This is a genomic window from Mycolicibacterium moriokaense (assembly GCF_010726085.1).
GTDB classification, from domain to species: domain Bacteria; phylum Actinomycetota; class Actinomycetes; order Mycobacteriales; family Mycobacteriaceae; genus Mycobacterium; species Mycobacterium moriokaense.
The window spans coordinates 4,657,942-4,671,747 of the sequence record NZ_AP022560.1; the positions used below are offsets into that span (position 1 = coordinate 4,657,942).

At 66.7% G+C, this 13,806-nt stretch carries 17 protein-coding genes; 6 read left to right on the top strand and 11 right to left on the bottom strand.

The window, feature by feature from the left end:
- Positions 1-4: 4 nt before the first annotated feature.
- From G6N43_RS22920 to crcB (G6N43_RS22930), 3 genes are read right to left on the bottom strand one after another with little or no spacing between them, the layout of a single operon-like run.
- Complete coding sequence (locus G6N43_RS22920) at positions 5-463, bottom strand: universal stress protein (protein WP_083157057.1); 459 nt, start codon at positions 461-463, stop codon at positions 5-7.
- Positions 464-496: 33 nt separating this feature from the next.
- Positions 497-865, bottom strand: a complete 369-nt coding sequence (crcB, locus tag G6N43_RS22925; RefSeq protein WP_083157058.1) for a fluoride efflux transporter CrcB — start codon at positions 863-865, stop codon at positions 497-499.
- On the bottom strand, positions 862-1,380 hold the full coding sequence (gene crcB / locus G6N43_RS22930; protein ID WP_083157059.1) for a fluoride efflux transporter CrcB: 519 nt from the start codon (positions 1,378-1,380) through the stop codon (positions 862-864). Before crcB (G6N43_RS22930) ends, crcB (G6N43_RS22925) begins: the two co-directional genes overlap by 4 nt.
- A gap of 189 nt (positions 1,381-1,569) precedes the next feature.
- Here crcB (G6N43_RS22930) and G6N43_RS22935 point away from each other — a divergent pair, with 189 nt between their 5' ends.
- From G6N43_RS22935 to mbtN, 3 genes are read left to right on the top strand one after another with little or no spacing between them, the layout of a single operon-like run.
- Complete coding sequence (locus G6N43_RS22935) at positions 1,570-1,839, top strand: mycobactin biosynthesis acyl carrier protein MbtL (protein ID WP_083157060.1); 270 nt, start codon at positions 1,570-1,572, stop codon at positions 1,837-1,839.
- The gene (mbtM, locus tag G6N43_RS22940; RefSeq protein ID WP_083157061.1) at positions 1,836-3,416 is read left to right on the top strand and encodes a long-chain-fatty acid--ACP ligase MbtM; all 1,581 of its coding nucleotides are present in this window, start codon (positions 1,836-1,838) and stop codon (positions 3,414-3,416) included. The genes G6N43_RS22935 and mbtM overlap by 4 nt, the downstream gene beginning before the upstream one ends.
- Complete coding sequence (gene mbtN, locus G6N43_RS22945) at positions 3,413-4,576, top strand: mycobactin biosynthesis acyl-ACP dehydrogenase MbtN (protein ID WP_083157062.1); 1,164 nt, start codon at positions 3,413-3,415, stop codon at positions 4,574-4,576. Before mbtM ends, mbtN begins: the two co-directional genes overlap by 4 nt.
- Positions 4,577-4,661: 85 nt before the next feature.
- Here the strand turns inward: mbtN and G6N43_RS22950 are convergent, their stop codons facing one another.
- A complete protein-coding gene (locus G6N43_RS22950) occupies positions 4,662-5,288 on the bottom strand; it encodes a GNAT family N-acetyltransferase (RefSeq protein WP_083157063.1) in 627 nt (208 codons plus the stop codon).
- 272 nt (positions 5,289-5,560) lie between these two features.
- On the opposite strand from G6N43_RS22950, the gene G6N43_RS22955 reads away from it, so the two are divergent.
- The gene (locus tag G6N43_RS22955; protein ID WP_083157064.1) at positions 5,561-5,755 is read left to right on the top strand and encodes a hypothetical protein; all 195 of its coding nucleotides are present in this window, start codon (positions 5,561-5,563) and stop codon (positions 5,753-5,755) included.
- Positions 5,756-5,812: 57 nt separating this feature from the next.
- Here G6N43_RS22955 and G6N43_RS22960 read toward each other — a convergent pair whose 3' ends face one another.
- The 3 genes from G6N43_RS22960 to G6N43_RS22970 form a co-directional block, all read right to left on the bottom strand.
- On the bottom strand, positions 5,813-6,160 hold the full coding sequence (locus G6N43_RS22960) for a hypothetical protein (RefSeq protein ID WP_083157065.1): 348 nt from the start codon (positions 6,158-6,160) through the stop codon (positions 5,813-5,815).
- An 86-nt stretch (positions 6,161-6,246) separates the two neighbouring features.
- Positions 6,247-6,786 carry a TetR/AcrR family transcriptional regulator gene (locus G6N43_RS22965; RefSeq protein WP_083157066.1) on the bottom strand — a complete coding sequence of 180 codons (540 nt, stop codon included), beginning with the start codon at positions 6,784-6,786 and terminating at the stop codon, positions 6,247-6,249.
- On the bottom strand, positions 6,770-7,216 hold the full coding sequence (locus G6N43_RS22970; protein ID WP_083157093.1) for an SRPBCC family protein: 447 nt from the start codon (positions 7,214-7,216) through the stop codon (positions 6,770-6,772). The genes G6N43_RS22965 and G6N43_RS22970 overlap by 17 nt, the downstream gene beginning before the upstream one ends.
- An 86-nt stretch (positions 7,217-7,302) precedes the next feature.
- Here G6N43_RS22970 and G6N43_RS22975 point away from each other — a divergent pair, with 86 nt between their 5' ends.
- Positions 7,303-8,991, top strand: coding sequence for a patatin-like phospholipase family protein (locus G6N43_RS22975; protein WP_083157067.1), 1,689 nt, complete (start codon positions 7,303-7,305; stop codon positions 8,989-8,991).
- A gap of 8 nt (positions 8,992-8,999) precedes the next feature.
- Here G6N43_RS22975 and G6N43_RS22980 read toward each other — a convergent pair whose 3' ends face one another.
- The 4 genes from G6N43_RS22980 to G6N43_RS22995 are packed head-to-tail and all read right to left on the bottom strand — an operon-like array spanning position 9,000 to position 12,087.
- Positions 9,000-9,674, bottom strand: coding sequence for a hypothetical protein (locus tag G6N43_RS22980; protein WP_083157068.1), 675 nt, complete (start codon positions 9,672-9,674; stop codon positions 9,000-9,002).
- Between the two features lie 16 nt (positions 9,675-9,690).
- A complete protein-coding gene (gene nagA / locus G6N43_RS22985; protein WP_083157069.1) occupies positions 9,691-10,830 on the bottom strand; it encodes an N-acetylglucosamine-6-phosphate deacetylase in 1,140 nt (379 codons plus the stop codon).
- Positions 10,831-11,616 carry a glucosamine-6-phosphate deaminase gene (nagB, locus tag G6N43_RS22990; protein WP_083157070.1) on the bottom strand — a complete coding sequence of 262 codons (786 nt, stop codon included), beginning with the start codon at positions 11,614-11,616 and terminating at the stop codon, positions 10,831-10,833. It lies immediately after the preceding gene.
- Complete coding sequence (locus G6N43_RS22995) at positions 11,617-12,087, bottom strand: PTS sugar transporter subunit IIA (protein ID WP_083157071.1); 471 nt, start codon at positions 12,085-12,087, stop codon at positions 11,617-11,619.
- A 122-nt stretch (positions 12,088-12,209) separates the two neighbouring features.
- On the opposite strand from G6N43_RS22995, the gene G6N43_RS23000 reads away from it, so the two are divergent.
- Entirely contained in the window at positions 12,210-13,760 is a 1,551-nt protein-coding gene (locus G6N43_RS23000; protein ID WP_083157072.1) for a PTS transporter subunit EIIC, read from the top strand.
- The last annotated feature ends 46 nt before the right edge of the window (positions 13,761-13,806 follow it).

The window sequence follows — 13,806 nt, forward strand, 5'->3', positions numbered from 1 at the left end:
GGCCCTACTCGGGGACCAAGAGCACCGCACGGCTGTGTCTGCGTGTCAACTGGTGTGCCACGGACTGTCCGGCGAATGAGTCGATGAACGAATGCACGCCACCTCGGGGCGCGCCCAGCACGATCATCAGCGCGTCGACGTCCTCGGCCATATCGGCAAGCACATCGGGTGGACGGCCGTGCATGGCGTGATATGTCCAGTTCGCACCGAGTTCATCGAGCAAGTCCCGCGCGGCGACGGCATGAGCTTCGAGACTGGCGTGGAACTGCTCTTCGTAGTCCCACGCATCCGGATCCACAGGCATGTCGTCAAAGTCGGCGATATGCACGACGTGCACATGGGCGTTCAGGCGACGGGCTAGGCCGACCGCAAACTGCAATGCGGCCGCACTCGCCGGCTGCCGGTCCCACCCAACGACCAATTCGGTGGTGGCCGGTCGAAGAGGTTCGTCAGTGTTGTCCATTTGGGGCCACCTCCATCCGAGGAATCGCCTGGTTCAGACCGCCCACACCAGCGCGAAGCCACACACACAGCCTGCGACCGACAGGACCAAGGACACAACCGCATTCACCAAAGCCAGCATCCGCCGGCCCTGTTGGACCAGCCGCACGGTTTCGAAACTCGCGGTGCTGAACGTCGTGTACCCGCCGCAGAATCCGGTCCCCAGCACCGTCTGCCAGGCGCTGGACTGGCCGTGGAAGAGCACGATCCCGGCGAGGACGCCGAGGAGCAGCGATCCCGTGATGTTGATGACGACGGTGGCCAACGGAAACGGCGACCGCCACCGCTCCTTCGTCCATGAGTCGAGCAGGAATCGCGTCACCGCACCGGACGCTCCGGCGAGGAAGGTGAGGATGGCGATCATGCGGGCGCCCTCCTGCGGTGCACACTTGCGACCACCACGATGCCGAGCCAGGCGGTGATCACACCGCCCACCACGCTGAGCACGCCGTAACTGATCGCCGTTCCGAGGTGGCCGTGCCTCTCCAGCAGCACGACCTCCAGGGCGAAGGTGCTGTACGTGGTGAACGCCCCGCAGAATCCGGTGCCGGCACAGAGGCGCGTGCGCCGACGCCATCCGGCGTCATCGCCGAGCCGGGCGAGTCCCTCCAGCAGCGCGCCGAGGACGAAGGCGCCGCTGAGGTTGATCAGAAAGGTCGCCCACGGCCACGATGCGCCGTCGTGCGGTATGAGCTTCTCGATGTAATACCGCAGCGCCGTCCCCGCGATACCGCCTGCGAAGATCCACGCCAACGCCGAAGGACGTAGATGCAGCGGCCGGACGGCAGGAGCGTCGGGATCGATAGGCAACTCGGCGTGCGAATCGTCCGCGGGGCGTGCCACGTCAGCCGGATCGTCGTCCTCCGGATCCCCCGTCATGTGAAGGCCTTAGACACGGCCACGAGGATGGCGGCAGGAGCTATCAACCGGTCGGCGGTTCGAGCGACCCTGGCCCGGGCAAGATCCATCACCAGCGGTGACTGTACCGCTCGAGCAGCGTGAAAGCGGGCTTCCAAGGGCAAAGGTAAGCCTAGCCTCACCTTCGATTCGGGTGTACCGTCCCACGCCGTGAAGCCGTCTACTCCCGAAGCGGTGAGCACCGCCCTCACCGAAATCCTCCGCGAAGACATGAACGTCGACATCGCCCGGGTCACCCGAGAGTCCAGACTCATCGACGACGTCGGCCTCGACTCCGTCGCCTTCGCGGTCGGCATGGTCGCCATCGAGGACAAACTCGGCGTGGCACTTTCCGAAGAGGACCTGCTCAGCTGCGATACCGTCGGTGACCTCGAAGCGGCCATCCTCGCGAAGGTGCCTGCCGCTCAGGGGAACTCATGACCGATTTGGCCGACGCGCTATCGGCAGCAATGCGGGGTGCCCCGACCAAGCTGTCGGTGCTCGATACCGAGAACGACAAGTGGATTCATCACCCCTGGCAAGAGGTCCACGCGCGATCCGAGAACGTCGCCGAACGCATCGTCGACGACGGGTCGACTGCGGTCGGGCTTGTCGGCGACCCGACCGTGGAGTTCATCGCTGCGATTCCCGGCGCGTTCTTCGCAGGCGCGGGACTGTCCATCCTGCCGGGCCCGATCCGGCGTGCCCATCCGCAGGAGTGGGCCAAGAGCACGGTGGACCGATTCCGCAGCATCGGAGTGACGACCGCCTTCAGCCACGGCGCCGAGTTGGAGTTGCTGCGCGCACACGCCGAGGGCCTCGTCGTCCACGACCTCACCGAGGTCGCGCACATACACCGTTCCACCACCTTCCACGGCCCGCGGGCCGCAGATACCGCGATCCTGCAGGGCACGGCGGGATCGACGGGAACGCCACGCACGGCGCAGATTTCGCCCTTTGCCGCACTCTCGAACCTGCGCGGACTCCAGACGCGAGTCAACATCAACGAAAGCAGCCGCACGCACAGCTGGCTGCCGCTCTACCACGACATGGGGCTGACATTCCTGCTCGTGTCCACGCTGTCGCAGGCGGAGCTGTGGCAGGCGCCCACCAAGGCGTTCGCGGGCAACCCGTTCAACTGGCTCAAATGGCTGGACGAGAGCAAGGCCACCATGACCGCGGCGCCGAACATGGCATTCAACATCATCGGCAAGTACGCCGGCGGTCTGTCCGATCTGAACCTGAGCAACCTCGGCTTCACCCTCAACGGCGGTGAGCCCATCGACTGCGAGGGATACGCACGCTTTTCCACCGAGTTGGCCCGGTTCGGATTCAACCCGAACTCGCTGGCACCGTCCTACGGTCTCGCCGAATCCACCTGTGCGGTAACCATTCCCGTACCGTTCACCGGACTTCGGCTCGACGAGGTCACCGTCACCACCGACGAGGGCGAGGCCACCCGGCAGTTCGCGGTGCTCGGCCACCCGATCCCCGGCATGGAGGTCCGGGTGAACACCGATGAGACCCGCTCCACCGAGGTGACCGGACGCGACGTCGGCGAGGTGGAAGTCCGTGGCACGTCACTCATGACGGGATACGTCGGCCAAGATCCGATCGATTCCCAAGAATGGCTGCCCACAGGCGATCTCGGTTACCTCACCGACGACGGCCTCGTCATCTGTGGCCGCGCCAAGGAACTCATCACGGTCGCAGGCCGCAACATATTCCCCACCGAGGTGGAGCGCGTCGCCGGCAAGATCGAGGGTGTACGCGACGGGTGCGTCATCGCGACGGGCACGGGTGAGTCGACGGCACGTCCCAAGCTCGTCATCACGGCGGAGTTCAAGGGTGAGGACGAATCCGCGGCGCGCAGCGCCGTCGTCGCACGCGTCGCGTCGGAATGCGGCGTGGTGCCCGCGGATGTCGTGTTCGTGAAACCCGGTGCGCTGCCGCGTACGTCCTCCGGCAAGCTGCGCCGGTTGGAGGTCAAGCGCAACCTGGAGGGAGCCAGCCGATGACGGCGCCCGCCGATGTTGAGGCGGAAAAATTCACCGAGCTGCTCGATCGGGTCTTCGACGACCGGGTGACGAAGTGGACTGCGGAGGCCGAAGAGACCGAGCGGTTTCCGCGCGAGCTCATCGAATACCTGGGCGACTCAGGTGTTTTCGCGTCGAAGTGGCCGACTGGTCAGCAGCAGTGCGACGTCGCAAAGGTTATCGCGCTGGCCAGGAAGCTCGGCGCACTGGGATCAGCGGGTATCGGCGTCGGCGTCGGGCTGCACGACGCGGGCATCGCAATCCTGCGTCGCTTCGGCAAGTCGGACTACCTCCGCAACATCGCCGAACAGGCCATCCGTGGCGAGGCCGTGCTCTGCATCGGCGCTTCGGAGCAGTCGGGAGGGTCCGACCTGCAGATCGTCGGCACACAGGTCCGTTCCGTGTGCGACGGTTTCGAGGTCAAGGGCATCAAGAAGTTCGTCTCGCTGTCGCCGATCGCCGATCACGTGTTGGCGGTTGCGCGCAGCGTCGACCACGATCCGAACAGCACGCACGGCAGCGTGGTCGTCGTCGCCGTCCCGTTGGCACAGTGCGAGATTCAGACGCCGTACCGCAAGGTCGGTGCGGGACCGCTGGACACCGCCGCCGTACACATCGACACCTGGGTACCCGCCGACGCTCTGGTCGCCCGCGCGGGGATCGGCCTGGCAGCCATCTCCTGGGGACTGGCGCAGGAGCGAATGTCGGTGGCCGGCCTGGTGTCGACGTCCGCTCAGCGTGTCATCGGAATCACGCTGGCGCGCATGATGACTCGCCGACAGTTCGGCCACACGCTGTTTGAGCATCAGGCGCTGCGGTTGCGCATCGCCGACCTGCAGGCCCGCGTCGACATGTTGCGCTATGCGCTCGACGGCATCGCGGCGACGGGCAAGTTGGACCTACGCACCGCGGCGGCCATGAAGGTCACCGCGGCCCGCCTCGGCGAAGAGGTGTTCAACGAGTGCATGCACATCTTCGGCGGGTCGGGTTATCTGGTGGACGAGACGCCGCTGGGCAAATGGTGGCGCGATATGAAGCTGGCGCGCGTCGGCGGCGGCACCGATGAAGTGTTGTGGGAACTGGTCGCGGCGGCGATGAAGCCGGACTACGACGGCTACGCCGAGTTCAACCAGCTACCCTAAACTCCTTCACAAGTTTCCCTCCGCGAGCAGACGCGAAAACCCCCAAAAATGCGCAGAAATGGGGGGTTTCGCGTCTGCTCGCGGATTAAACGGGTGTATCCGACGGTGAGCGCGACAGCGCGTACAGCGCCATGCGCCGGTTCGACATGTCGTGCTCACCGAGAAACACGGCGCCCGCGAACTCGCAGACCCCACGCGCTCCGGCGTTGCGGTGGTCCGGGTCGAACATGATGCGACGGCACCGCGGTTCGAGCTCGAAGATGCTGGAGACCAAGCGAGGCAACATGATCGGCGCGATCCCCCGGTTGACGAACCGCAGATCCGCGATCGCCGCGTGCAATCCGATGTCGTGCGGGTCCGCGTCATAGCGCGGCGCGATCGAGTCCTTCGCCGCGCGGTAGAGCTCGAGGTAGGCGAACGGCTGCCCACGGAAGCTGGCGATGAACGGGCGCGAGTACTCGCCGTCGAGTTGCGCCTGGAGATAGCGCTGCCACCTCTGCGGTGGCCACGGGTACTCCCATGCCTCCACCAGGTGCGGGCGATTCATCCAATCCGACACCATCTCCGAGTCGGCCTCGGCGTTGACGAGCCGCACGTCGTACGGTTCGGCCAGAGTGGGCGTCGGCGGCGCACCCACGGCGCGGACCTCGTCGGATATCGACGTCAGCTCACGCGGCAGGACGGGTGATGGCGCCTGGTCAATGTCGGTCATTGACCGCCGAGCCTACCCGAGTAACTGAGGCGAGGCTTACCTACCTCCAGGGCAGCTCTAATCGCCGAACAACTCTTCGATCGCCTTCTGTTCCAGCTCTATCCAGCGGTCGACATGCTCACGGACCCGCGCCACGACGTCCTCGTCGAGGTGCTTCGCCCCATCGGGGGTGATCCGGCAGATGTCATCGGCACAGCGAATGCGGGAACGACCGTCACAACCTCAGGTGGTACCCACATCGCGAGCGCCCCATCCCGTGCAATCGTGGAGACATGGACGCCGACCGGGTCGCGGAACTGCAACGCTGGCAGGACTCGGGTGCCGTGTGGGAGGTGATCTCCCGTCACGGCGACACCGTGACGGTCGCCCTGTTGCGGTGCGACGGAGGCGAAGAGATGGAGCGGTTCACGTCCGACGACTCACGGCTCCTGGACTTCATCGGCGACCGGCAGCGCAGCGACGACTGAGGTCCTGTAGCGACAAAGCCGCCCCACCCGGAGGCGGGGCGGCCCGTCAGACGCCGATCAGAATGGTGCGGCTCGGAACTCTCCGTTCCAATGCACGCCCCACACGTTCAGCTCGCTGTTCCACTCCACCGGCAGCCACGGCGCCCAATAGGGCGGAGGCGGAGCGGGTGGCGCCCAGACCGGCACGACGTAATTGCGATGCCCGGGTGGCGGAAGCCCGCCGTGCCCCGGCGGCAGCGGGTTGCCCGGTCCACCGAAGTTCGCGCCAGGGCCGGGAACCGGCCAGGGCGGCGGCGGGCCCGGCCATTTCGGACCGGCGTTCGCGACACCCGATCCGATCCCCAGTGCGGCGCCCGCCAACGCGCCTGCACATATCGCAGTGACCACGCGTTTCTTGACATTCATTTAGGTCGACTCCTTCAATCGCATGCCCACCGAGTGTGGGCAGGCCGACCCCCGACCCTCGTGGACTACCCGTGGGCCTACGCCCGCTAAACGCCTGCTCGGCGCACCAGATCGACGAACGCCGCCGCCGCCGCGTCGACACCTTCGTGGTCGTCGGTCGCCACCAGATCGAGCAGCAACCCTCGCGCGACAGCCAGGCCCAGGCGCATCATCGCAGGATCGACTGCCCGCGCCGCCTCATCGTCAAGCCAGGCGTGCACGGCAGCGGGCACCATCCGCGCGAAGGGCTGCTCGCCCTGCACACCGCGCGCATAGCACTCGAAGAACAGCCGCTCGAACGGGCGTAGCTCGGGCCGGCGCAGGTCCGCCCACATGGCGGCGATCGCGTCCGCCGGGTCGTCAGGCAGCTCGTGCATCGCTGTCATCTGCCGTCGCTCAACCTCGTCGACGATGGCCAAGAGAAGTTCGTCGCGCGACCCGAAATGGTGCAGCAGCATGCGATGGCTGGTGCCGACGGCGGCTGCAACATCGCGGAGCGAGCGATCGCCGATGCCGGCCGCCGCGAACTCCTCCACCAGCGCGTCGAGCAGCGCCTGGCGCCGCTCTAGGTCAAGAGGCCGGGCCATCGAGGTGGTACAGCTGCTCGCTTCGCGCCTTGAGGCCGACGGCCTCCATGTCGAGGTAGCGCCGCGTCATCCGCCGCACGGCGAGGCCGACCAATGCCCCGATCGGTCCACGCTGGTCGATCTGCTGACGCACCCGCGTCCGGCCGTCGGAGATGGCGGTGACCTCGTGGCTGGCCACCGTCAGGCCGCCGGGCGAGCGCTGCACCCAGGTCCATGACTCGCCGGGTGCCACGTCGGTGACCTCCCACACCAGCTTGGGCATGCGCGGTTGTTTGATCTCGAAGCGCTTGCCCACGGCGAGGCCCGCGCCATCGAGGGCGACCAGGCTGGTGACCGAGGCCGTCCACTCAGGCCAGTGCTCGACGTCGCTGAAGACGTCCCAGACGACGGTGGCTGGTGCGTCGATGTCGACACCCGCATCGGTAATCATGTACCAGACGGTACATGAACTGCGTGCGCTGCGGAAGGCCGAAATTGCGTGCGCGAGCCGCCCGATCCCCATACCGTCGAGCAGACATGGAGACTCCCTTCGACGACGACGTGTTCGACCGGCTCAACCGCCGCGACATCGCGCTCGACCTCGCCGAGGCCGTCGAGGAGGAGGTCGTCGACTCCGTCGGCGCCGTCGATCTCCCGTCCGCCGAGCCGACACTTCTGCTGCAGAAGATGGAGAACAAACTCGTCCGGCACCACCTGGCGAAGCCCGACGTGCTGAGCGACGAACAGCTGCGCCGGCTGCGCTACATCCTCAACTTCGCCCGGCTCGCCGACTTCGAACCCGGGGCCGCCGGTCCAGGCGGCAGCCGCGGACGCGGCGACGTCTCCGTGGGCGCCGAACTCTCGCAATGGCGGACCAGGGTCGCCGACGCCCTCTATGTGCCGCTTCGCGAAGAACGCGACCCCACAACGGCATTGACGCGTGCGCGTGACGTCCTCGCGGAGCTGACCGACGGCCAGGACGAGCAGCGTCGGCTGCTGATCGAGAGGCACGCCAACGACTTCTCCCCCGCCGAACTCGATGCCGAAGTCGGCTACAAGAAACTCGTCACCGTACTCGGCGGCGGAGGCGGTGCGGGATTCGTCTATATCGGCGGCATGCAGCGGCTGCTCGAGGCAGGCCAGGTACCGGACTACATGATCGGTTCGTCGTTCGGCTCGATCATCGGCAGCGTGATGGCCCGGACCCTGCCGATACCGGTCGACGAGTACGTCGCGTGGGCGAAAACGGTGACGTACGGCGCCATCCTCGGGCCCGAACGCCTGCGCCGCAGGCACGGGCTGGCCGGTCTCTTCTCGCTGCGGTTCGACGACTTCGCCCACGCGCTGTTCAGCCGCGAGGACGGTGAACGGATGCGAATGGCGGACTTGACGATTCCGCTCGACATCGTCGTGGCCGGTGTGCGCAAACAGCCGTATGCCGCACTGCCGTCGCGGTTTCGCCGTCCCGAACTCGCGGCGCTGCAGATGCGGTCGCTGCCCTTCCGTCCGATCGGCATCGGTGCGCAGGTCGCGCGCCGGCTGTGGCAGGTGTCGGCGTTCATCGACGTGCGGGTTGTCAAGCCGATCGTCGTGGGCGACGACGACCTCACGCGTGACATCGACGTCGTGGACGCCGCCTCCTTCTCGTCGGCGATTCCCGGTGTGCTGCACCATGAAACGAGCGACCGCAGGATGGTCCCGATCCTCGACGCCCTGTGCAGGGAGAAGGGCGTCGCGGCGCTGGTCGACGGCGGCGCGGCGAGCAACGTCCCGGTCGAGCTGGCGTGGAAGCGCGTCCGCGACGGCAGGATCGGCACCCGCAACGCGTGCTACCTCGCGTTCGATTGCTTTCACCCGCAATGGGATCCGCGTCATCTGTGGCTCATTCCGATCGCGCAGGCGGTGCAGTTGCAGATGATGCGCAACGCTCCCTACGCCGACCACCTGGTGCGGTTCTCCCCGACATTGTCCCCCGCCAACCTCGCACCGTCGGGGGTGTCCATCGACCGCGCCTGCGCGTGGGGCCGAAAGAGCGCCGAAAAGGCCATCCCCGTCACCACGGCGCTGTTACAACCGACGTGGTGGGAAGGCGACCGACCCGCGGTCCCCGACACCAAGCCCGGCGATCGTCGCAAATCGGTGGCACCGCCGATGAGTGCGGTGATGGCGACCCTCCAGGTGCCTCAGAATCGGTTGGCGCGGTGGCGAAACCAACGGCTGACGTGACCCGCGGCTCAGGGGTCGAGCTCGCCCGCGATGCCGCGCTCGATGGCCGCGCGGATCGACGGCGGAAGGACGATCAGACCCTCGAGTTCTTGACGCGCGCGGTCGTAAGCGCGTTCGCGTTCGCTCGGTGTCGCAGCCTCGTTCGACGCCACCCGTAGCAGTCGCTGGGCGCGGTCGAGTCGCTGCTTGTCGGGTTCGGGGAAGTCGTCGCGGCGTCTGCGTATCGCCTCGGACTCGGCGGCATTGAATGCCGCGACGAACTCCTCGACGGCGGCCAGGTAGGTGGCGGCCGACTCGCGATCCTCCAGCAGATCCTCGGCTCGTACCGGTCGCAGGAGGTCCGCCCGGATCTTCGCCTTGTGGAATCGTTCGGTGAGGGGCGCCCGCAGGTCGGTCATCAGCGGGTAGTCCAGCAGTTTGGCGGGATCCAGCTCGTAGCTCAACCATCGCGACTCGGTTCGGGAATGTTCCTCGAGGGCACGCGTGATGGTGCGCCACAGCGCGGCGGGGTTACCGCGGGCGGACGGCGCCGGCCCGGGATCAGGGTTGGTGTGACCGTCGATCTCGTCCTGCTGCGCACCTCGGTTCTTGGCCGATGAGAAAGCCCTGATCGCGGCGACGGCGCCGACTGCGACCGGGACGATCACGATCAGCAACTCCAACAGGCGGATGATCAGCCCCACCTCGCCAGCATGCCAGTTAAACGGCGACGACCCACGATCCCCGGCGCAGTACGCCGGTCACGGCGAGATCGGCGTCGAGCACGACGAGATTCGCGTCGGCGCCGGGGACCAGCCCCTCAGCCCCCAGGCCAAGCGCACGGGCCGGGTTGATCGAGGCCTGGCGCACGGCGCTCAGTAGTGCCTCGTCGCCCGGAAGCCCACTGTTGTGGACCGCGAAGCGGAACTGGTGATCCATGGTCGCGGTGCTCCCCGCGATGGTCTGCGTGCCGGCCACACGCGCCACCCCGCCCACGACGTCGACGGCAAGCGGGCCCAGGCGATACGTACCGTCACTCATGCCGGCGGCGGAGATCGCGTCGGTGATCAACGAGACCCTGTCGGGTCCGGCGCTTCGCGAAACGTGCCGGTAGATGGCCGGATCGACGTGCACACCGTCGGTGATCAGCTCCACCGTGACGCGCGGGTCTTCCAGCAGCGCGATGACGGGACCGGGTTCGCGGGTGTTGATGGGGCGCATCGCGTTGAACAGGTGGGTGCCAACGGTCGCGCCGGCCGCGATCGCTGCGCGCGTCTGCTCGTACGTCGCCTCGGTGTGTCCCACGGCTGCGACGACACCCGCATCGACGATCCGCTCGATCGCGGCCAGCGCGCCGTCGCGCTCCGGTGCGATGGTGATCATGCGCACCGCCCCGGTAGCGGCCGCAAGGACGCGGTCGATCTCGGCGGGGTTCGGATCGCGCATCAGGGCGGGCTGATGCGCACCACATCGGACCGTGGACAGCCACGGGCCCTCGAGATGGATGCCATCGATCAACCCGTCGGCGACATCGCGGGCCAATTCGGTTACCTGGTGCAGTAGCTCGTCGGGCGCCGCGGTGACCAGGGAGGCGATCAGCGTTGTGGTGCCGTGCCTGCGGTGGAAGTCGACGGCGGTGGCGGTCACCGAGCGGGCGGCGGCGGAGAAGTTCGTCCCTCCCCCGCCGTGCACATGCGTGTCGACGAAGCCGGGCACCACGATCACCGCGCCGAGGTCCCGATCCGCTTGTTGCGGTGGCGGGCCGGCACCGACCGCATCGACGACACCGTTCGATATCTCAATCCATCCGGGCCGCAACAGTTCTCGTCCGGTGAGCAGAGCTTCGGCGGTCAGCAGCACTCAGATGCCCTGCCATTCCGGTTTGGCGCGGTAGGTCTCGCGGTAGTAGTCGACGAGCTGGAGTCGTCGCGCCGCGGGTTCGTCGAGCAGAACCGTGACATGGGGATGCAGCTGCAGCACAGTCGCGGGCCACAGCGCGGAGATCGGCCCCTCGACCAGTTGATGCACGGCCTCGGCCTTGCCGCGACCCGTCGCCACGAGGATCAGGTGTCGGGCCTCCATGATGGTCGCCAGGCCTTGGGTCAGGCAGTGGGTCGGCACCGCGTCGGTGTCGTCTCCGAAGAACCGCGAGTTGTCCATCCGCGTCTGCCTGGTCAGCGTCTTGATCCTGGTGCGCGAGCCCAGAGAGAAGCCGGGTTCGTTGAACGCGACGTGCCCGTCGGTGCCGATGCCGAGTATCTGGAGGTCAACACCACCCGCGTCGCGGATCGCGGTCTCGTACTCCGCGCAGGCGGCCGGGATGTCGGCGGCCAGCCCGTCGGGGCCCTGCACGGCGTCGGGAGCGAAGTCGACCTTGGATACGAAGACCTCGTCGATGACGTTGCGATACCGCTGCGGATGGTCGGCGGGCAGGCCCACGTACTCGTCGAGGGTGAAGCCTCGGGCCCGGTGAAACGAGATCTTTCCGGCCGCGTATCGCCGCGCGAGTTCGTCGTAGATCGCCAGCGGCGACGAGCCGGTGGCGAGCCCGAGCACCGCATCCGGTTTACGAGCAAGCAGCGCGGCGATGGCGTCGGCGCCGACAACGCCAATCTCGTCGGCGTCTGACAGGATGATGACTTCCATCTACTTGTTCGCGATGAAAAGGTTTGCCCCGGAGCGTATCTGCGCGCCCTCCAGCACGGCTTCGGACGGCACGATGTTCCCGGCCTCGCGTTCGTCCATCACGACCACGGGAACGATCGGGCTCAGCCCCTTGGCTACGACCGAGGCGACGTCATACGTGATGACGACCTGGCCGACGGCGACGTCGTCGCCCTGGCTCAGGTGAGCCCTGAAGCCGTCGCCCTTGAGTTGGACGGTGTCGAGACCGAGGTGGACGAGTACGCCGACGTTGTCCGGCGTCATGACGACGTACGCGTGCGGCATCAGTTTCAACAGTTTTCCGCTGACCGGGGCGACCGCGTCGACCACCTTGTGCGGAGGGTCGACCGCGGCGCCGTAACCCACCATCCCCGCCGAGAAGACCGGGTCGGGGACGTCCCCGAGCGGAACCGCGCGCCCGCCGACCGGCGCGGTCACCTGCGTCGTACTCACGTCGAGACTCCATTCTGCTCGTGCGCACCCACAATACGAGCGTGCCGGAAAGAGGGCCTGGACTTCGGCTATTCCTCTAAGCTTGCAACGCTCGGTCGGCTATGGCGAGGAGGTCACCGTAGATGAGTGACGCAGCGAAAACCGGTGAAACACAGGCAAAGTCAGGGCTGAGATTCCCCGGTTTCGCGCAGCTTCAGCGGTTGGGCAAAAGCCTCATGCTGCCGATCGCGGTACTGCCGGCGGCGGGCATTCTGCTGCGGCTCGGCCAGCCCGACCTGCTAGGCAGGATCGAGACGCCGGTCATCGGAGACTTCTTCAAGGCGATGAGCGCGGCGGGCGATGCGCTTTTCAGCAACCTGCCGCTGCTGTTCGCCGTCGGTGTGGCGATCGGTTTCGCCAGGAAAGCCGATGGGTCCACCGCCCTGTCCGCCGTCGTCGGCTACCTGGTGATGGAGGCGGTCTTCAAGACCATGTCGCCGATCGTCCTCGCCGGTGAGCTGGACAAGGCGGGCGAACAGGCGCAGATCAACTACAGCGTGTTCGCCGGCATCGTGATCGGCCTGGTGACGGCGTGGTTGTTCGACCGCTATCACACGATCCAGCTGCCGTCTTACCTAGGCTTTTTTGGGGGCCGGCGGTTCGTCCCGATCGTGGTGTCGCTGGCCAGCCTGTTCATCGCCTTCGCGATGAGCTACTTCTATCCGATCTTCGACGCAGGACTGACGAGCCTCGGCGAGTTCATCGGTGCGAGCGGGGCATTCGGCGCTTTCGTTTACGGGTTCGCCAATCGCATGCTGATCCCGTTCGGCCTGCACCACATCCCGAACTCCTACATCTGGTTCCTCTACGGCGACTATCAGCCGCCGGGCGGAGAGGCCGTGACCGGTGAGCTGACCCGGTTCGCCGCAGGCGATCCGACCGCGGGCATCCTCACCTCGGGCTTCTACCCGATCCTGATGTTCGGGCTACCCGCCGCCGCGCTGGCGATGATCCACGTCGCGAACAAGAAGCAACGCAAGGTCGCGGTCGGCATTCTGGCCGCCGCCGCGCTGACGGCGTTCCTGACCGGCGTGACAGAGCCCCTCGAGTTCGCGTTCATGTTCGTGGCATTCCCTCTCTACGTCATTCACGCGGTGCTCACCGGGCTCTCGCTGGCCATCGCCTATCTGCTCGACATCCACCTGGGCTTCTCGTTCTCGGCCGGCCTCATCGACCTGCTGCTCTACGGGACCGCGCCGGCCGCGAAGAACATTCCGCTGCTAATCGTCATGGGTATTGGCTTCTTCGTCGTCTACTACCTGCTGTTCAGGTTCGCAATCAAGAAGTGGAACCTGCGCACACCCGGACGCGAACTCGAGAGCGAGTTCGAGGCCGAGGAGCGGGCCAACCTCGGCGAGGGCGCCGATTCGGCGACCGCGACACTCACCGCACCCACCCGCGCGGACAGCAAGGCCGAGCAGGTCATCGCGGCCTTCGGCGGACGGGAGAACCTGGTCAACGTCGACGCCTGCATCACCCGGCTGCGGGTGGAGGTGTCCGACAAGGGCAAGGTTGACCAGGGTCGACTGAAGAGCCTCGGCGCCGCAGGCGTCGTCGAGGTCGGCAACAGCGTGCAGGCGGTGTTCGGCACCGACGCCGAGGCGTTGAAGAACGACATCAACGACGTTCTCTAGGGATTTGTGTGCATTCGCGAGCGGTGAGCGCTCCTAAACGCACACA